The organism is Bacillus sp. WC2503 (assembly GCF_052682895.1).
Map to the genome: position 1 here is coordinate 4,095,015 of NZ_JBQYMD010000001.1, position 18,573 is coordinate 4,113,587.

The following is an 18,573-nucleotide window of genomic DNA, read 5'->3' on the forward strand; positions in this document are numbered from 1 at the left end:
ACTCCTACACGAACAAGCTCGAATGCTAATTCCATTTTAAATATTCAGATTGGATGTATCTTATATATATGTCAAATGCCCACAAATATTTTTAAAAATGAGAAAAAATGACCTATGCAGAAAATATGACAAAATCCCTCCTTTCATTTACATCCGCAGTTTTTCTACTTTATAATGACGTTATGTGTGTTTCATCTAGTTAATATTTGACACACTAAGAAAAATGAATGAAAGGAGATGAGATTTTTGCACGAAACAACGCAAGAACTCGCTAACTGGCAGTATTATTTTGCTATCGCAGTCTTTTTAATTACATATGCCATTATTATTTCTGAAAAAATTAATCGCGCTGTCATCGCACTTCTTGGTGCAGCACTCATGGTAATTGTGGGGGTCGTCGATTTACATAACGCCTTTACGAAACATATTGAATGGGGAACGATTACGCTACTCATCGGTATGATGATTTTGGTGAACATTACGAGTAAATCAGGTGTTTTCCAATACGTTGCCATTAAAGCAGCAAAAGGGGCACATGGAAATCCAATTAAAATTTTAATTTCTCTTTCCCTACTTACCGCGCTTGGCTCCGCATTTTTAGATAACGTTACAACTGTACTTCTTGTTGTTCCAGTTACTTTATCTATTACGCGCATCTTGCAAGTAAATCCTGTTCCTTATTTACTTTCTGAAATTATTTTTTCAAACATTGGGGGAACAGCAACATTAATTGGTGATCCGCCAAATATTATGATTGGTTCTGCAAATAAGCACCTAGACTTCAATGCTTTCTTACTGAATCTAGCACCAATCGTAATTATTATTATTGCAGTTACAGCAACAATACTTTACTTCATGTACCGTAAACAATTAATTGCTGATCCTGTACAAGTTAAAAAATTAATGAGCTTAGATGAAAAACAATACATTAAAGATCCAGTATTAATGAAAAAATCTTTAACAGTACTTGGACTTACAATTGTAGGTTTCATGACTCATTCCATTTTCCATGTTGATGCAGCTATTATCGCCTTGACTGGTGCTACTGTACTTATGCTAATCGGTGTGAAAGAACATGAAATTGAAGAAGTATTCGCAAGCGTAGAATGGGTGACGATTTTCTTCTTCGCGGGACTATTCGTACTCGTTGGAGGACTTATCGATATCGGTCTTATCAAAATGTTAGCTCAAAAGGTAGTCGGAATAACAGGCGGAGATATTTCTCATGCATCTATCCTTATTCTATGGGTATCTGGTATCGCCTCTGCAACAATCGATAACATTCCATTCGTTGCAACAATGATTCCACTTATTAACGATATGGCAGTTGGGCTAGGTTTATCACCTTCTGACGCACAAATCGACGTATTATGGTGGGCATTAGCATTAGGTGCTTGCCTAGGTGGAAACGGAACTTTAATCGGGGCTTCTGCTAACGTAATCGTAGCCGGAATCGCAAGTCGTGAAGGACATAAATTTAGCTACATGGAATTCCTTAAAGTCGGCTTCCCAATTATGATTGTTTCATTAATCATTTCTCATATTTACATTTATTTACGCTATCTTATGTAGTAGAAAAAGGGCTGTCCTATGTGGCAGCCCTTTTTTCTTGGTCAACGAAATATCAATTAACCAACAAAGAGCTGTTCCAAAATAGCTTCGAAACAGCTCCCCGCATATATCTACTCGTTATATCTTACCGGCTCATTTCGGATAATGAATAAATGAATCGGCAAGAAAACCGAAAATGTGATTACATGAATAATCGTAAATAGTATAGAGTTCGTTCCGTATCTGTCTAAAATAGCGTAGATGAGATAAATGGACAGCACAATCGATACGGCTGTTGCTAGTAAACTTATAATTGGTACGAAGTTAAAGATGAAACATGCGACATATATACCGAATACTTTCCACCCTGCCTCTTCTTTCAAGAAATCTGGTAATTTATCCTTCGCCAAGTCACCCCACGTCTTACTATTCAAAAATGGAATAAACGCAAGAACCCCATCAGTTGCACCATCATTTTTTGCCATCGTATAAAGTGCAAAAGCCGTTAACAAATACGAAATAATTGCCCAAATTATTATAACAAGAATAAACGCAAAACTAAGAGCAAAGAAACCTGCTAGTACGCTCTGATCTTCCATCTTATCCTCTCCCCTCTCTTTTCAACATATTTCATTACATTGCAAGTTATGTTTTAAAATTTAACCAAACTCTTTGTATAATGAGAGAAGAAAGGTAATAAGAGAGGAGAAACACTTATGCATCCATTTGTACAAGCATTACAAGAGCATTTTACAGCTCATCAAAATCCTGAAAAAGCAGAACCAATGGCTCGTTATATGAAAAATCACTTCCCATTTCTAGGTATTCAAACACCGGAAAGACGCCAATTATTAAAAGACGTCATTCAAATACATACTCTCCCAGATAAAAAAGACTTCCAAATTATCGTACGTGAACTTTGGAACTTACCAGAACGTGAATATCAAGCTGCCGCACTTGATATTATGCAAAAATATAAAAAGCATATAAACGAAACTCATATCCCATTTTTAGAAGAACTTATTGTTACGAAATCTTGGTGGGATTCTGTTGATAGCATCGTTCCTACATTTTTAGGTACTATCTTTTTACAACATCCCGAATTAATTTCTGCATATATTCCAAAATGGATTGCATCAGATAACATATGGTTACAACGTGCCGCTATTTTATTCCAACTAAAATATAAACAAAAGATGGATGAAGAACTTCTTTTCTGGATTATTGGACAACTACATTCTTCAAAAGAATTTTTCATTCAAAAAGCGATCGGCTGGGTTCTTCGCGAGTATGCAAAAACAAAGCCTGATATCGTTTGGGAATACGTGCAAAATAACGAGCTTGCCCCGCTCAGTAAACGTGAAGCAATTAAGCATATTAAACAAAATTACGGAATAAATAACGAAAAAATAGGCGAGACTCTATCATAGATAGACGCGTTCCTCTATTGAGATTTAAAAAAGAACGTGTTAGAATATGTTCATTATTATTAATATAAGTAGCGATGACGGACTTATAAGTACTTGCACAAAAAGCGATTCAGGGATAGTGAAAGCCTGAAGACGCAAGGAAACGGCAGTCTCGAGCATTACATGATAAAGTGGATGCACATTTTGTGTATCAACTAGGGTGGAACCGCGGGCAAACGCTCGTCCCTAGGCAAATATGCCTTGGGATGAGCGTTTTTTTATGTTTTTCAAAGCATATACTGCGCATTTCACAAGTACCAGAGCACGTCATCGCCAATACGTTAACTTTCAAAAGGAGGATTTTATTATGTATTCAATGGAACAAGTTGTAAACTTAGCGAAACATCGCGGTTTTGTTTTCCCTGGTTCTGAAATTTACGGTGGTCTTGCAAACACTTGGGATTACGGTCCACTTGGAATCGAATTAAAAAATAACGTTAAAAAAGCTTGGTGGAAAAAATTCATTCAAGAATCTCCACACAACGTTGGTTTAGATGCAGCTATTTTAATGAACCCAAAAACTTGGATCGCTTCTGGTCACGTTGGTAACTTCAACGATCCAATGATCGACTGTAAAAAATGTAAAGCGCGTCATCGTGCTGACAAATTAATTGAAGATGCATTAGATGCAAAAGGCATTGAAATGGTTGTTGACGGTCTTACTTTCGACCAAATGGCTGACTTAATGAAAGAACATGAAGTAAAATGTCCTGATTGTGGTAGTGAAGAGTTCACTGAAATTCGTCAGTTCAACTTAATGTTCAAAACATTCCAAGGTGTTACAGAGTCTAGCACAAACGAAATCTTCCTTCGTCCTGAAACAGCACAAGGTATTTTCGTAAACTTCAAAAACGTACAACGCTCTATGCGTAAAAAACTTCCATTTGGTATTGGCCAAATTGGTAAGAGTTTCCGTAACGAAATCACGCCTGGTAACTTCACATTCCGTACACGTGAATTCGAACAAATGGAACTTGAATTCTTCTGTAAGCCTGGTGAAGATTTAGAGTGGTTCGCATTCTGGCGTGAAACTTGTAAAAACTGGTTACTTTCACTTGGTATGCATGAAGAGAGCATGCGTCTTCGTGACCACGGTGAGGAAGAGCTATCTCACTACAGTAACGCAACAACTGACATTGAATTCAAATTCCCATTCGGTTGGGGCGAACTATGGGGCGTTGCATCTCGTACAGACTTCGATTTAAAACGTCACATGGAACACTCTAACGAAGACTTTAACTATATCGATCCACAAACGAACGAGCGTTACGTACCATACTGCATCGAGCCATCTTTAGGCGCAGACCGTGTAACATTAGCGTTCTTATGTGATGCATATGAAGAAGAGCAATTAGAAAACGATTCTCGTACAGTTCTTCGTTTCCACCCTGCTTTAGCACCATACAAAGCAGCAATCTTACCATTATCTAAAAAGCTATCTGAAGGTGCTACTGAAGTATTCGCAGAACTAGCTAAAGACTTCATGGTAGACTTTGATGAAACTGGTTCTATCGGTAAACGTTACCGTCGTCAAGACGAAATCGGTACACCATTCTGTATCACATACGACTTCGACTCTGTTGAAGACAAAGCTGTTACAGTACGTGACCGTGACACAATGGAACAAGTTCGTATGCCAATTAGCGAACTAAAAGGTTTCTTAGAAAAGAAAATCCAGTTCTAATTATAAAAAAAGAGGCTGCTCATGAGAGCTGCCTCTTTTTTATTTTTCACGTTTTTCTTTAATTGCTACTGTACATCTTGAAATACATATTAAATCATCATTTTCATCAATGATACGAATATCCCAAACCATCGTTGAATGTCCTCTATGTATCGGTGTCCCGATTGCTGTTACGATTCCATCTTTCTTTGAGCGAATATGATTTGCATTAATTTCTAGACCGAAACAAATACATTTCTCTTGATCAATTAAATTATATGATCCAACACTTGCTACTGTTTCCGCTAACGCTATAGAAGCACCACCATGTAAAAATCCAAACGGCTGATGCGTACGCTCGTCAACAGGCATCGTAGCAACTACTTTATCTTCTGTCATTTCTAACAACTCAATTCCAAGTGAGTCCATTAAAGTTTTTGCCATATCGTTTTCGCCTTCTCTCTTTAATTAAATGTATAATTTTACCTATTTATTTTCAAACTACCTATAACACTTATATAAGGAGGTTTCACCACAATGAAACAGAAACTTTGTATACTATTGCTCATGTTCTCCTTGCTGACTATTGTACCAAATTGTGCAATGGCAGCCAAAGCATCTAACCTGACAATCGATGTTCAGACTATAACGCAAAAAGGTAAGAAACCTTATATAGAATATCAAATTAGTAGGCCTTCCTTTCACAATTTTTCCGATTCTAAATTTCAAAATAAGCTCAATTTCTATTACAAAAAATCTACTGACAAATTTAAAAACAAATTAGAAAAAGAAGCAAAAAAATATTATAAAGAAACAGAAGGGTCTAGTACACCCTTCCATCCGTACGTGGCGAATGTTGATTATAAAATCTCCTTAAATAAACCACCTTTTCTCAGCCTATATGTGAATTACTATCAATATACGGGCGGGGCACACGGCCTTTATACGTGGAAAGCAAACACATTTGATTTAAATGAAAAAAAATTACTACGCTTAGACGATTTATTTCAACAAGAAGATAAATATAAAGAAGTAATCCGTGCAGAAATTGTAAGGCAAATTAAACAAAATGAAAGTATTTATTTTCCTGATGCAACGGAAAAAGTAATGAGTGCTAAAAAGTTTCACTTCTTTTTAGAACCAAACAATCTCGTTATTTATTTCCCTTTATATGAGATCGCTCCTTATTCAAGCGGCATTCCACAATTTCGTATTCCGTATACGTTGCTAAGAGACTATTTGAAGCCTTCTTATCAAAATAATTTGATTGACAACAAGTAAATATTTTCGCTACGATAATGTTAACCTAAAAACAACAGGAGGTTAACATTATGAGAAGATTTCATGTTTTAGATTTAGCATTAGCTGCCATGTTTGTTGCTCTTATGGCCATTGGTGCAAATATTGTATCTTGGGCGCCATTCCTGCAAATAGCGGGCGTTCCATTATCTATGCAACCATTTTTCGCAATTTTAGCAGGCCTTCTTCTTGGAAGTAGACTTGGTGCATTATCAATGACTGTGTATATGCTAGTTGGCGTAGCCGGCGCACCAATCTTCGCTAACTTCAAAGCTGGATTCGGAGCACTTTTAGATCCTACTGGTGGTTTTATTATCGCATTTATTATCGTTGCTTACGTATCAGGAAAAATAGTAGAACAAAAAGAAAGACCAACATTCAGTACATTTGCTATCGCTTCTTTCACAGGAATCATTTTAACTTATATTATCGGTACTACTTACATGTACGGGGCGGTCAATCTCTTCATGGGCGGTAATATGAGTTATAAAGCTGCCTGGATGATTATGATGTGGTTTGCAGTAAAAGATATTGCATTTACAATTATCGGTGCTATTATCGCACCTCGCATATACTATGCTGTACGCCGTTCTGCTTATCAACGTTCTCATTCGACGATTTCTTAATAAAAAAGAGTTATTTCAGTACACTGAAATAACTCTTTTTTTATATTAAGACTCTTGTTTCGTTTGTTCTTCTAAAATCCTCTTCATCATTGTAACCATGTCACCACGTAATTCTGGGTGTTGCAGGGCCATTTCAATTGTCGTTTGAACGAATCCTAACTTTTCACCAACATCGTAGCGTTTTCCTTCGAAGTCGTAAGCAAATACTCGTTGAATTTCATTTAAGTTTTGAATTGCATCTGTTAACTGAATTTCACCGCCAGCACCGACATTTTGCTGTTCTAAGAACATGAAAATTTCAGGCGTTAAGACGTAACGTCCCATAATTGCTAAGTTTGATGGTGCTGTACCTGCTGCTGGTTTCTCAACGAAATTACGAACTTGGTAACGACGTCCTTCCTGCTCTAATGGGTCGATAATTCCATAGCGATGTGTTTCATCTTCTGGAACCGTTTGTACACCAATAACAGAAGAAAGTGTTTTATCATATTCGTCCATTAACTGACGTAAACATGGTTTTTCAGCTTGAACGATATCATCACCTAATAAAACAGCAAATGGCTCATCACCGATGAATTTACGTGCACACCAAACTGCGTGTCCTAATCCTCTTGGTTCTTTTTGACGGATATAATGAATGTCTACCATTTTTGAAGAAGCCTGTACTTTTTCAAGTAACTCATACTTTTTCTTTTCTAATAAATTTTGCTCTAATTCAAATGCATTATCAAAATGATCTTCAATAGATCGCTTTGTTTTACCAGTAACGATAATAATATCTTCGATTCCTGATTGTATTGCTTCTTCGACAATATATTGAATAGTTGGTTTATCTACTATCGGTAACATTTCTTTTGGCATTGCTTTTGTAGCTGGTAAAAAACGTGTTCCTAATCCAGCTGCTGGGATTATCGCTTTTCTTACTTTTTTCATAACAAAATACCCTCTCTTCTGTCAGGATCAATAACGATTATTTCCTTACATAGAACAAAAGGGAAGTTTTGCTTCCCTTTTGTTCTGACTACCTAAAATTAATTTATATTATAAACGATTCATAATATCTTCTTTAATAGTAAGTAACTTTTGTTCACTATTTTGTAAAGAATTATCTTTTACACCAAAGTAAAACTTGATTTTCGGCTCTGTTCCAGATGGACGTAAGCAGAACCAAGAACCATCTTCTAATTGATATTTTAACACATTTGATTTCGGTAAGTGAATCTCTTCTTTATGTCCATCTTGTAAAGATGTAACGATGCTTGCTTTATAGTCTTCAACCGCTACGACTGTTAAGCCCGCTACTTCTTTCGGAGGATTTTCACGGAATGTCGCCATCATCTCTTGAATTTGTTCCGCTCCATCTTTCCCTTTTAACGTTAATGACACAAGATCTTCACGGAAGAAACCGTACTTCTCAAATACTTCTAATAAACCATCATATAACGTTTTACCTTGTGATTTGTAGTATGCAGCTACTTCACATGCAAATAAAACAGACTGTACCGCATCTTTATCACGGCAGAATGGACGGATTAAATAACCATAGCTTTCCTCATAACCGAATTGGAATTCATATTGTCCGCTTTCTTCATACTGTTTAATTTTCTCACCAATAAATTTAAATCCAGTTAACGTATCAACTGTATCTAAACCGTATGCTTTTGCAATTGTACGACCAATTTCAGACGTTACGATTGTTTTTAATACAACACCGTTCTCTGGAAGCGTTCCGTTTTCTTTCTTTTGAGATAGTAAGTAATCAAGCATTAATGCACCTGTTTGGTTACCAGTTAATACTTGGAACTCACCATCATGATTACGAACTGCTACACCTAGACGGTCTGCATCAGGGTCTGTTGCGATTAGCACATCTGCACCAATTTTTTCACCGTCACGAATTGCATATTCAAACGCTGCATGCTCTTCTGGGTTCGGTGATTTTACTGTAGAGAAGTTTGGATCTGGTAACTCTTGCTCTTTTACAACCGTTACATCTGTAAATCCAACTTCCTCTAAACCACGGCGTACAGAAAGATTTGATGTTCCGTGTAATGGTGTAAAGACGATTTTTAAGTCTTTCCCTACCTTTTGTACCATTTCTTTATTAATAATGACATCGTTCAATTCTGCAGCATATGCATCATCTACTTCTTGTCCAATAATATGTAATAAACCGTCAGCTTTTAATTGCTCTACATCAGCTACTTCAACTGTTAATTCATCTTCTACTGCATTTACGTAACTAATTAACTCATCAGCTTCTTTTGGAGGCAACTGTCCACCATCGTCACCATATACTTTATAACCATTATATTCAGGCGGATTATGGCTTGCCGTAAGAACGATTCCACTTACTGTATGTAAATGACGAACTGCGAAAGAAAGCACCGGCGTTGGGCGTAAGCTTTCAAATACATATGTTTTAATACCATGTGCACCAAGTGTTGCAGCTACTTCCATTGCAAATTCAGGTGATTTATGACGAGAATCATATGCTACAACAACACCACGTTCCTTTGCTTCTTCACCTAATTTTTCAATAAATTTCGCTAATCCTTGTGTCGCTTTACGAACTGTATATACATTTAATCGGTTCGTACCAGCACCAAGTTCACCACGCATACCACCTGTACCGAACTCTAAATTTTTATAAAAGCTATCCTCAATTTTCTTCTCATCTTGCTTCATGTTTTCTAGCTGTTCTTTTAATTCTACGTCTAATTCTGCATATGAAAGCCAGCGACTAAATTCTTGTTTCCAATTCATATCTCTATCTCCTCCCGCTTGTCATACCTTTATTATATGAAAAAAACAACCTGTATCTCAATATTTTATAAAATATAGCAGGATTTTACTAGGAATATTTGTATACACTATGGTTAAATACTCCACCAAAGGGAATGAGGATTATGCAAGAATGGGGCTTGTCCGAAGAGCTCAAAATACAAACAAAGCAAATGATTGAAAGCGCTGAAAAAGAATTATCTATTATGAGGCAAGCGATTGATAAAGAAGATGAATGTATTTTATGTAAAATGGAAGAGATTCATCATATGTTGGCAAATGTACAAACATTGGCAGCTACATACTATATTCAGGCGTATTTATCACCTTATACAGAAAGCTCACATTTTATCACAACTGCTGTCCAACATTTAAGTGCCCGCAAACACGGTGCTCTTATCGTTGTGGAACGAAACGAGACGCTTGAATCTTGTATTCAAACTGGCACAACATTAAACGCTCATTTAACTGCACCGTTACTCGAATCAATTTTTTATCCAGGTAATCCTCTTCATGACGGAGCCGTTCTCGTTAAAAATAATCATATTGTTTCAGCAGCTAATATTCTTCCGTTAACGAAAAGTATGGAAGTTGATCCTGAACTAGGAACACGTCACAGAGCTGCAATTGGCTTATCAGAAAAAAGTGACGCACTTATTTTAGTTGTCTCTGAAGAAACAGGACGTACTTCCTTTGCTTTAAGCGGGACGTTATATACGATTTCTTTATAAGACGAGCCTTTCACTATGCCACACGTTTTTAAACAGCATAATAGTAAATGAAGTTGTATCGACTTACCGACAAAAACTGATCACACTCGTACCATATCAATAAGAAAAGACTGCCTCAAATGTTTGAGACAGTCTTTTCTTCAAAAATTATTCTTCCCCGAAACGCTCAACAAGTGTTGCAAGTGTACGTACCATTGCACCTGTTGCCCCGGCCGGCCCTAAATCATTTGCTCCTGATGTTTCAGATGTTCCAGCGATATCTAAGTGTACCCACGGTGTATCTTCAGCAAATTCACCTAGGAATGTACCTGCCATAACCGCATGCCCTTCACGGCCTGGTGAGTTATTTAAATCAGCAAACTTACTGTTTCGAACGCGTTCTTTATCACGATCAAAAATCGGTAATTGCCAAATTGATTCATCCGTTTCCATAGAAGCTTCTAGTACTTGCTCAAACAACTCTTCATTGTTTGTCATTGCGCCTGTCGTATGATTTCCAAGTGCAACAATTACACCGCCTGTTAATGTCGCAACATCAATAAGGTAGTTTGCACCTAGTTTTTTCGCATACGTAATACCGTCCGCTAACGCAAGGCGACCTTCTGCATCTGTATTTAATACTTCAATTGTTTTTCCGCTCATAGATGTAATTACATCGTCTGGCTTAAATGCTGTACCACTTACAACGTTATCAGTTGATGGAATAACAGCGATCACATTTTGCTCTGGGCGAAGTTCACCGATAATTTCCATCGCACCTAATACAGCAGCAGCACCGCCCATATCACCTTTCATACCGACCATGCCTTCACGTGGTTTTAAAGAATAACCACCTGTATCGTATGTGATTCCTTTTCCAACAAATCCAATGACATCTGTCCACTCTTCTTTTCCTTTATAAATAAGAGCAATCATTTTTGGCGGCTCTGTACTACCTTGGTTTACTGCAAGTAACGCACCCATACCAAGATCTTCCATCTCTTCTTTCTCAAGAACTTTATAATCCATATCATACTTTTCCGCTAACTCAACAGCATACTCAGCAAGCTTCGTCGCTGTTAATACGTTTGGCGGCATATTTACAAGTGTACGAGCCGAATTTGTTGCGCGTCCATGCACGTAGCCAACTGTTAATGCAGCTTCAATTTCCTGTGCATCTTCCGCTGTAATAGCCGTGAACTTCTCTAACTCTACACGATCCTTTTTATCTGATTTATACGTTTGTAATTCATATGTACCAAGACCTTGTACTTCTGCCGCTATATGAGCTACATCAATCACATCTAATTTCTCTGTTACGAAAGAATCAAGTAAGATTGCTGCATCTTGTACTTTTGCTGCCTGTAACGTTTTAAACGCCTTACCAAGAGCCGCACGTAACGTTTCTGTCGTATAAGATTCTTTCTTTCCTAAACCGACGAAGTAATAGCGTTTTACATTTGTTTTTCCTAAACTATGTACTTTTGAAATAGCTTTCTTCTTAGTAGAAAGTTCTTTCTCTTCTAATAAAACTTGTAATTGCCCTTCAAACGCTTTGTCCAGTTCTTGTACAAAACTACTCGTTTTCTCTTCTTCAAATAAGGCAACAATTACCGCTTCATGACCTGCTAATTCTTTTTGTACTTGAAACATGTTCAGACCCCCTAAATTTCTCTACTCTGCCTTTATTATAACTTTATTTTCGATAAAATGCGACAATTCTAACTTCTGTTACATCCTATATAAAGTGAACCTTTAATCAGTGGTGTTTTTCTTCATCCCCCACTGATCATTAGCCTTCACCAATCGGGCTTTTATGGGCAGCCCGCCCCCCGCCTAATTTCTTTGCTTTCGCTGAATTTTGAGGTGGGGGTTTTACTGCCCACAAATAGCGGGGTGATCCATCTTTCTTCTATTATCAAATAAAAAAGTCTAGCGTAATTACCACTAGACTATCTTTGTTTTAAATATTGGCCACGAAACACTTGCATCGTTTCGTCTTCATTTAACATCGTTAACTCTTCTTCTGTAAACTTACCATTTCCTACCTTAACTACATATACATTTACTTTTTTCTTACCCCATTGGCTATAAACATCTTTCACCGTATCATAATATAAATCGAGACGGTTTCCTTTTATAGCACCGCCCTTATCAGCGACAACCCCATATCCGTAATCTGGCACGAATAAAATCGTTCCAATCGGGAATACACGTAAATCCGCAGCGATTGTAGAATATAAATCCCTTTTCGCTTTAACACCTGAATATGTAATACCATACTCTGGATGTCCTGGACTCTTACCAGTTGACTCCACTCCTGACGTATAACCAGTTGCAGTCATTTCAATTGAACGATATTTAGACCAGTCGTTTGCCTGCTCTAAAGCATTTATCACTTCTTTACTCGGAGCAACATTTCTCTTAACTTCTGCTGCATGTACTTCTTTTGCACTCGTTCCCTCATATTTCTTTACAATCTCTAATAAAGAAACTCCTGTGAAAGCCTTCCATGTTACGCATAATGCGGATACAAGTAAACAAGTCATCATAATGCGAATACAATATCGTTTTAACATTTTTATATTCCACACTCCTTCATCGTTAATCATTCCCTATACGATGAAGGAATATGCAAAAAAATAATCTCCAAATTGATTGGAGATTAAAACATTTGATATCCACTCTTTCGAAGTTTCTTAATTACGATTCCTGCCAAAGCAGCACCTACTAATCCAGTAGATAAAATAAACATATCGGCTTGTCCTAAATGCGATACACTTGTCCCAAATGAAGAAAATGTTTCTTTCGGCTTTGAAAAATAATCCCACACACTCGCTTTATTAATAATAAGCATACAAACAATCGGATACACAATAACCATTACCCATGTAGCTCGCAAAATCATGTTGAGTAAAAATCCAATTCCAAAAAACAAAATAAAGAATAACATCATTGAAATAAGTAGTACCGGTATACTCACTCTTTCTCCCTCTCCTTCGCATGCGCCGTAAATACGTGATAGGCTGTATAACCAAATTGCTCTCCTGGATTTAATGTTTTGTCCATTTCAAGATGTAGTTCTGATCTTCTTTCTAGCAAATATTTAATAAGTACAGACGTATTGGGATCGTCAGCAATCGTCTCTGGATGTAAAAATGCTACTTCAGACAATTCCTTCTCCTGTACAATAATATTTTCCCCTTCAGGCTCCAAAAGGAAAATAATCATATTATCACTAATTTCATTACGAATAACGCCCGACCGAATACCTATAATCCCCTTCACATGAGCGACAATACCTGTCTCTTCTAATACTTCACGTTTCACAGCTTCATCAACCGTCTCACCTTCATTTACAAAACCAGCTGGCAAAGACCATTTCCCCTTTAATCCACTGTATTTTTTCTTAACAAATAGCCACCTGCCATCTTTTGTAGCTACTAAACCACTAACAGCTAACCAAACTTTCCCTCGTTTCTCCATGATGTAATAACCTCCTCCACCGGAACGGACAGAATATTCTTTCTTTTTTATATATTATACTATATTTTTAATATGAAAAAAGCAGAAACAGCTCTTAGCCGTTTCTGCTTTTTCTATTATATATTAAAAGAACTTTAATTTACCTTTTTTAAGAACTAATAAAGGTCCACCTAATAAGAATAGGTAACGGTTATCAATTACTTTCTTCATGAAGGAAGCTTTCCAACCTGTTAACTTTTTACCCATAACAACGCCCATTGCATCGTCATGACCTAAAGAACATACAGATCCTTTATTGTCGAATGCGAATTTTTTCATTTCGCCCTTACCACGAACTAACACAGTTAAGTTATGTGCAATGTTGTAACCTTGTTGTATTGCAATTTGTGCTGTTGGTGGGTATGGACGGTTAATTTCTTCGTTAATGATTAACGCTGCATCACCAACCATGAATACATCTTCGTATCCTGGAGCGTGCATGTACTCATCGACTTTTACACGTCCGCGCATTGCTTCAAAGCCAGACTCTTCCACAATACCGTTACCACGAACACCTGCAGCCCAAACTACTGTTTCAGACTTAATTAATTCAGTGTCATCGCCATTCGCAACGATAATACCTTCTTCAGTTGCTTCTTTAATTGCTGTACCGATGCGGAATTCTACACCTTTTTTCTCAAGTTGTTTTACAGCGTATTCTACTAACGCTGGATCGAAACCTGGAAGTGCTGTTGGAGCAGCTTCTACACAGATGATACGTGCTTTTTCACGTGGTACATTGTACTCTTTGCAAAGTTCAGGAACACGGTTTGCAAGCTCACCTACGTACTCGATACCAGTAAATCCAGCACCACCAACAACGATTGTTACTAACTCATCGCGTTGTTCAGTTGCATATTTAGCGAAACTAGCTTCCATATGCTCACGAATTTCACGAGTTGCATTAATGTTAGCGATTGAGAATGCATGCTCTTTTAATCCTGTAATTCCGAATGTTTCTGATTCGAAACCAAGACCAATTACTAAGTAGTCATACTCTAACTCGCCGTCTTTTAAGATAATGCGTTTTTCAGCAGCTTTAATTTCTACTACTGTATCTTGTACAAAGTTCACTTTATTTGTATCGATAACGTCTTGAATATCTAGACAGATTTTTTCATCTTGTAATGTACCAGCTGCACTCTCATGTAACCAAGTCGCTTGGTAGTGATAGCTGTTGTTGTTTACTAACGTAATTTCAGCTTCATTTACAGATAATGCTTTTTGCAGACGAACAGTCGTAATCATCCCGCCATAACCTGCACCTAAAACTACGATTTTTGGAGTCTTCACCAAATCACAACCCTTTTCTTTATATAATAGTAATGAAAAATAATACCAAGTACTAAAAACTCTATTTGTCAAGAATGTGGAATTTATCACATTCTATATCGTAACAAAACGCAGTCAAAAAATCGTACGAATTTTGTCATAGAAATTTAACATAATACTTCCCTATATTAGTCGGTTTTATTCCATAATTCAAGCACCTAGCGAATTATCAATATTTTAAAATAACATAGCGTTTACAAGGGTTTTTCAGCCTTTTTTTCATGTATTTTCCTTTCTGTATATTTTATACAATGTAAAAAACATCTATGCGGAAACTTACTTATAATTCAGTCGTTTTCAGAAGTATTATGAACTGAAATATGCTATCATTTATTTGAAAGTATCATCATTTGCAGGATTTTCATGTACATATGAACAATATATGAAATCAATATCAAAATTCCATCTATAGGGGGAATGAAAGTGGCAGAAAATCAAAAAGTTTACGACATAACAATTATTGGTGGTGGTCCAACTGGACTTTTCACAGCATTTTATGGCGGTATGAGACAAGCAAGTGTAAAAATCATTGAAAGCTTACCTCAACTTGGAGGACAATTATCCGCACTCTACCCTGAAAAATACATTTATGATGTAGCTGGATTCCCAAAAGTGCGTGCACAAGAGTTAGTTGATAACTTAAAAGAGCAAATGAAGAAATTTGATCCAACAGTTTGCTTAGAAGAAGCTGTTGATACGCTTGAGAAACAAGCTGACGGTATATTTAAACTTGTTACGAATAAACAAACTCACTATTCTAAATCAGTCATTATTACTGCTGGTAATGGTGCTTTCCAGCCACGCCGCTTAGAATTAGAGGGGACCGCAAAATACGAAAAGAAAAACTTACATTATTTCGTTGATGATATGAATAAATTTGCTGGCAAGCGTGTTGTTGTATTTGGCGGCGGCGACTCAGCCGTAGACTGGACGATGATGTTAGAACCGATTGCTGACAAAGTTACAATCGTTCATCGCCGTGATAAATTCCGTGCACATGAGCATAGCGTCGAAAGCTTAATGAATTCTCGTGCAGAAGTAAGCACACCGTACGTTCCAGTTGAACTTATTGGTGATGATAAAATTGAACAAGTCGTTCTTCAACACGTAAAAACAGAAGAAAAACTTATCATCGATGTTGATGACGTAATTGTAAACTACGGCTTCGTTTCTTCTCTTGGCCCAATTAAAAACTGGGGCTTAGATATACAAAAAAATAGCATTCTTGTGAATTCAAAAATGGAAACAAATATTCCTGGCATTTACGCTGCTGGTGACATTTGTACATATGAAGGAAAAGTAAAACTTATCGCTTGTGGATTTGGTGAAGCACCGACAGCAGTAAACAATGCAAAAGCTTACTTCGATCCAAACGCAAAACTTCAACCAATGCATAGCTCCAGTATGTTTTAATATAGAACTACGAAGAACCCTTTTCACATATGAAAGGGTTTCTTTTATATCTCCTCAAAAAAGTAACACTTTCTAAAAAGCTCTACTTTTCCCCAAAAACATGTTACAATAGAACAGAACAAACGTTCTTATTTAAAAGGAGGAATTTTCATGATTAACGAACCCATTATCGTAAAAAAAGAAGCTTTCCAAGCAATCGGTGTTTCTCTTACAACGACAAATGAAAAAGAGGCGTCTACTGAAGGAAAAATCCCAGGGCTTTGGAACAAATACTTCCAAGAACAAATGATGCATCACATCCCAAATCAACAAACAAAGGAAACGTTCGCTTTCTATTCAAACTACGAATCAGATGAAACTGGTACATATAAATTTACAATCGCTATGCCCGTTTCTTCATTAAAAGACGTTCCTGAAAATATGACAACTTTAACAATACCTGCCGCTACATATGCGGTATTTACATCGAGAAAAGGCCCAGTTTCTGAAGTCGTGTGCGAAGCTTGGGAATACATTTGGCAATGGTCGAAAGAAAACAAACGTGCTTTTACAACAGATTTCGAACTGTATGATGAAAAAGCGGTAGACCCAAATAATGTGCAAGTAGATATTTATATCGCATTAGCTTAAAGAAGATACTCTTTGGTATCTTCTTTTTTTGTCGTTAAATAGCTACTGGGCAAATTCATTATTATTGTCTACAATGAGAAAGTGCAGTATAGAAATATTAGAAACTGTATAAAGTGAAACTATACTCAGTGGGGGTTTTGTTCATCCCCCACTGAGTATTAGCCTTCACCAATCGGACGTTTACGGGCAGTTGGTCTCCCACCTAACTTCTTTGCTCGAACCGAATTTTGAGGTGGGATTTTTACTGCCCGTTAACGCAGGATAAAACGATTGTTAATAGGTTTTTTAGTTTAAATTTGTCACATAGAAAGGAAGCAATATGGAGGAACTACAACAAAATAAAACTGCTTTAGAAGGAAGCGGAAAACCGTTATTAAAAAATACGAATTTCCTTTTTCTTTGGGCAGCTACTCTTTTTTCAAGCTTTGCTTTAGCCTTTTTTACTTTTTCACAAACGTGGTACATAGCAAAAACATTAAACCTTGAGGCTTCACTCGGTGTTGTTTTCGTAGCTCTTAGTGTTCCAAGGCTTATTTTTATGATTATCGGCGGCGCTGTAGCTGATAAATTCCCGAAAAAAAATATTATGTTTTACTCCAATATTATTCGAGCGATTCTTGTCGCAACCATTCTCACATGGTTCATCGTCGGTGATGTAACACTATATACATTTGCTTTATTCGCTTTATTCTTTGGACTTGCTGATGCTTTTTTCTGGTCCGCAGATGGATCTATTCTGCCCGAACTTGTAGAAAAAAGCCGCTTAACGCAGGCAAATTCACTTACACAAATGACGAATCAAGCGTCGGTCATCTTGGGCCCTGTACTTGGTGGAATTCTCATCAAATTTACGAACTATGAAACAATCTTTTCGATTACGATTTTACTACTGATCGTTGCGGCCATACTCGTCCAAAAAATACAATTTACGATGTCAGAGCAAAAAGATACCGACAAAGGCATGTTTACTTCTATTAAAGAAGGAATCTTATATGTAAAGGAATCACCATTCCTTTCAACTTTCCTTATTTGTAGCGCCTTTCTAAACTTATTTTTAATCGGTCCGATGCAAGTCGGTTTCCCGCTCTTCGTTAAAAATGTCCTGCACGGTGATTCACTTCAGTTCAGTTACTTAGAAGCTGCTGTTGGTGGTGGAATGGCGATAGGCGCTGTCATTGTTGGTTTAAAGAATATTAATCGTAGACGCGGCCTATTTTGCATTATCATGATGCTACTGTCTGGTATATTCTTCTTATCCATTAACTTTAGTACGGTACTTTGGCAGGCATTATTAGCTGGCATGTTTTACGGTATTACAATCGCAATGGCGATCGTTCCACTTATGGCAATGATTCAAGCAACTGTAAAAGAAGAGATGATGGGGCGTGTAATGAGTTTACTTATGCTATCATCAATGGGCTTTATCCCACTCTCTTATGCATTCACATCCATTGCACTTGCAATAGGAATTCCAATCGTAACCGTTATGAAAAGCGGTGCAATCGCCGTTATCGTCTTCGTACTATTTGTAGCGATTCGTGTTCCAGTTGTAAGGAAATTCGATTAACAAG

18 protein-coding genes are annotated in these 18,573 nt (G+C 37.0%); 9 read left to right on the top strand and 9 right to left on the bottom strand.

Going from position 1 to position 18,573, the window contains the following annotated elements; translation table 11 throughout:
* The first annotated feature begins 246 nt into the window (after positions 1-246).
* On the top strand, positions 247-1,572 hold the full coding sequence (locus ACUN26_RS21180; protein ID WP_000545228.1) for an ArsB/NhaD family transporter: 1,326 nt from the start codon (positions 247-249) through the stop codon (positions 1,570-1,572).
* 110 nt (positions 1,573-1,682) lie between these two features.
* Here ACUN26_RS21180 and ACUN26_RS21185 read toward each other — a convergent pair whose 3' ends face one another.
* Complete coding sequence (locus tag ACUN26_RS21185; protein WP_000390112.1) at positions 1,683-2,150, bottom strand: hypothetical protein; 468 nt, start codon at positions 2,148-2,150, stop codon at positions 1,683-1,685.
* Positions 2,151-2,267: 117 nt separating this feature from the next.
* On the opposite strand from ACUN26_RS21185, the gene ACUN26_RS21190 reads away from it, so the two are divergent.
* The gene (locus ACUN26_RS21190) at positions 2,268-2,981 is read left to right on the top strand and encodes a DNA alkylation repair protein (RefSeq protein WP_000553335.1); all 714 of its coding nucleotides are present in this window, start codon (positions 2,268-2,270) and stop codon (positions 2,979-2,981) included.
* 346 nt (positions 2,982-3,327) lie between these two features.
* The gene (locus tag ACUN26_RS21195; protein ID WP_000287143.1) at positions 3,328-4,704 is read left to right on the top strand and encodes a glycine--tRNA ligase; all 1,377 of its coding nucleotides are present in this window, start codon (positions 3,328-3,330) and stop codon (positions 4,702-4,704) included.
* Between the two features lie 39 nt (positions 4,705-4,743).
* On the opposite strand, the gene ACUN26_RS21200 is transcribed toward ACUN26_RS21195, so the two are convergent.
* Complete coding sequence (locus ACUN26_RS21200; RefSeq protein ID WP_001140604.1) at positions 4,744-5,127, bottom strand: hotdog fold thioesterase; 384 nt, start codon at positions 5,125-5,127, stop codon at positions 4,744-4,746.
* 93 nt (positions 5,128-5,220) lie between these two features.
* On the opposite strand from ACUN26_RS21200, the gene ACUN26_RS21205 reads away from it, so the two are divergent.
* On the top strand, positions 5,221-5,964 hold the full coding sequence (locus tag ACUN26_RS21205) for a DUF3298 and DUF4163 domain-containing protein (RefSeq protein WP_000810657.1): 744 nt from the start codon (positions 5,221-5,223) through the stop codon (positions 5,962-5,964).
* A gap of 50 nt (positions 5,965-6,014) precedes the next feature.
* A complete protein-coding gene (locus ACUN26_RS21210) occupies positions 6,015-6,608 on the top strand; it encodes a biotin transporter BioY (protein WP_001252145.1) in 594 nt (197 codons plus the stop codon).
* Positions 6,609-6,653: 45 nt separating this feature from the next.
* Here the strand turns inward: ACUN26_RS21210 and galU are convergent, their stop codons facing one another.
* Positions 6,654-7,541: a UTP--glucose-1-phosphate uridylyltransferase GalU gene (gene galU / locus ACUN26_RS21215; protein ID WP_000757817.1), complete on the bottom strand. Its 888-nt coding sequence runs from the start codon at positions 7,539-7,541 to the stop codon at positions 6,654-6,656.
* Between the two features lie 108 nt (positions 7,542-7,649).
* Positions 7,650-9,374, bottom strand: a complete 1,725-nt coding sequence (locus ACUN26_RS21220; protein ID WP_001104199.1) for a phospho-sugar mutase — start codon at positions 9,372-9,374, stop codon at positions 7,650-7,652.
* Between the two features lie 143 nt (positions 9,375-9,517).
* Between ACUN26_RS21220 and cdaS the strand changes: the two genes are divergently transcribed.
* On the top strand, positions 9,518-10,123 hold the full coding sequence (gene cdaS, locus ACUN26_RS21225; RefSeq protein ID WP_001158744.1) for a sporulation-specific diadenylate cyclase CdaS: 606 nt from the start codon (positions 9,518-9,520) through the stop codon (positions 10,121-10,123).
* A gap of 147 nt (positions 10,124-10,270) precedes the next feature.
* On the opposite strand, the gene pepA is transcribed toward cdaS, so the two are convergent.
* The 5 genes from pepA to ACUN26_RS21250 form a co-directional block, all read right to left on the bottom strand.
* On the bottom strand, positions 10,271-11,755 hold the full coding sequence (gene pepA / locus ACUN26_RS21230; protein WP_000487963.1) for a cytosol aminopeptidase: 1,485 nt from the start codon (positions 11,753-11,755) through the stop codon (positions 10,271-10,273).
* A 299-nt stretch (positions 11,756-12,054) separates the two neighbouring features.
* The gene (locus tag ACUN26_RS21235; RefSeq protein WP_000920107.1) at positions 12,055-12,681 is read right to left on the bottom strand and encodes a 3D domain-containing protein; all 627 of its coding nucleotides are present in this window, start codon (positions 12,679-12,681) and stop codon (positions 12,055-12,057) included.
* Between the two features lie 86 nt (positions 12,682-12,767).
* A complete protein-coding gene (locus tag ACUN26_RS21240; protein WP_000027018.1) occupies positions 12,768-13,085 on the bottom strand; it encodes a YuiB family protein in 318 nt (105 codons plus the stop codon).
* The gene (locus ACUN26_RS21245) at positions 13,082-13,588 is read right to left on the bottom strand and encodes an NUDIX hydrolase (RefSeq protein WP_000415305.1); all 507 of its coding nucleotides are present in this window, start codon (positions 13,586-13,588) and stop codon (positions 13,082-13,084) included. Before ACUN26_RS21245 ends, ACUN26_RS21240 begins: the two co-directional genes overlap by 4 nt.
* A gap of 123 nt (positions 13,589-13,711) precedes the next feature.
* Positions 13,712-14,920: an NAD(P)/FAD-dependent oxidoreductase gene (locus ACUN26_RS21250; protein WP_000856608.1), complete on the bottom strand. Its 1,209-nt coding sequence runs from the start codon at positions 14,918-14,920 to the stop codon at positions 13,712-13,714.
* A 462-nt stretch (positions 14,921-15,382) separates the two neighbouring features.
* Here ACUN26_RS21250 and ACUN26_RS21255 point away from each other — a divergent pair, with 462 nt between their 5' ends.
* The 3 genes from ACUN26_RS21255 (at position 15,383) to ACUN26_RS21265 (ending at position 18,569) form a co-directional block, all read left to right on the top strand.
* On the top strand, positions 15,383-16,372 hold the full coding sequence (locus tag ACUN26_RS21255) for an NAD(P)/FAD-dependent oxidoreductase (protein ID WP_000829781.1): 990 nt from the start codon (positions 15,383-15,385) through the stop codon (positions 16,370-16,372).
* A 150-nt stretch (positions 16,373-16,522) separates the two neighbouring features.
* A complete protein-coding gene (locus tag ACUN26_RS21260) occupies positions 16,523-17,002 on the top strand; it encodes a GyrI-like domain-containing protein (RefSeq protein WP_000606662.1) in 480 nt (159 codons plus the stop codon).
* A 319-nt stretch (positions 17,003-17,321) separates the two neighbouring features.
* A complete protein-coding gene (locus ACUN26_RS21265; RefSeq protein WP_000391933.1) occupies positions 17,322-18,569 on the top strand; it encodes an MFS transporter in 1,248 nt (415 codons plus the stop codon).
* Positions 18,570-18,573 lie beyond the last annotated feature (4 nt).

What these genes read in the sequence shown, in the direction of transcription:
- ACUN26_RS21245 (WP_000415305.1), bottom strand. Translation starts at nt 13,588, where the DNA reads ATGGAGAAACGAGGGAAAGTTTGGTTAGCTGTTAGTGGTTTAGTAGCT.
- ACUN26_RS21260 (WP_000606662.1), top strand. Translation starts at nt 16,523, where the DNA reads ATGATTAACGAACCCATTATCGTAAAAAAAGAAGCTTTCCAAGCAATC.
- ACUN26_RS21205 (WP_000810657.1), top strand. Translation starts at nt 5,221, where the DNA reads ATGAAACAGAAACTTTGTATACTATTGCTCATGTTCTCCTTGCTGACT.
- ACUN26_RS21265 (WP_000391933.1), top strand. Translation starts at nt 17,322, where the DNA reads ATGGAGGAACTACAACAAAATAAAACTGCTTTAGAAGGAAGCGGAAAA.
- pepA (WP_000487963.1), bottom strand. Translation starts at nt 11,755, where the DNA reads ATGTTTCAAGTACAAAAAGAATTAGCAGGTCATGAAGCGGTAATTGTT.
- ACUN26_RS21235 (WP_000920107.1), bottom strand. Translation starts at nt 12,681, where the DNA reads ATGTTAAAACGATATTGTATTCGCATTATGATGACTTGTTTACTTGTA.
- ACUN26_RS21195 (WP_000287143.1), top strand. Translation starts at nt 3,328, where the DNA reads ATGTATTCAATGGAACAAGTTGTAAACTTAGCGAAACATCGCGGTTTT.
- ACUN26_RS21220 (WP_001104199.1), bottom strand. Translation starts at nt 9,374, where the DNA reads ATGAATTGGAAACAAGAATTTAGTCGCTGGCTTTCATATGCAGAATTA.
- ACUN26_RS21185 (WP_000390112.1), bottom strand. Translation starts at nt 2,150, where the DNA reads ATGGAAGATCAGAGCGTACTAGCAGGTTTCTTTGCTCTTAGTTTTGCG.
- galU (WP_000757817.1), bottom strand. Translation starts at nt 7,541, where the DNA reads ATGAAAAAAGTAAGAAAAGCGATAATCCCAGCAGCTGGATTAGGAACA.
- ACUN26_RS21200 (WP_001140604.1), bottom strand. Translation starts at nt 5,127, where the DNA reads ATGGCAAAAACTTTAATGGACTCACTTGGAATTGAGTTGTTAGAAATG.
- ACUN26_RS21210 (WP_001252145.1), top strand. Translation starts at nt 6,015, where the DNA reads ATGAGAAGATTTCATGTTTTAGATTTAGCATTAGCTGCCATGTTTGTT.
- cdaS (WP_001158744.1), top strand. Translation starts at nt 9,518, where the DNA reads ATGCAAGAATGGGGCTTGTCCGAAGAGCTCAAAATACAAACAAAGCAA.
- ACUN26_RS21190 (WP_000553335.1), top strand. Translation starts at nt 2,268, where the DNA reads ATGCATCCATTTGTACAAGCATTACAAGAGCATTTTACAGCTCATCAA.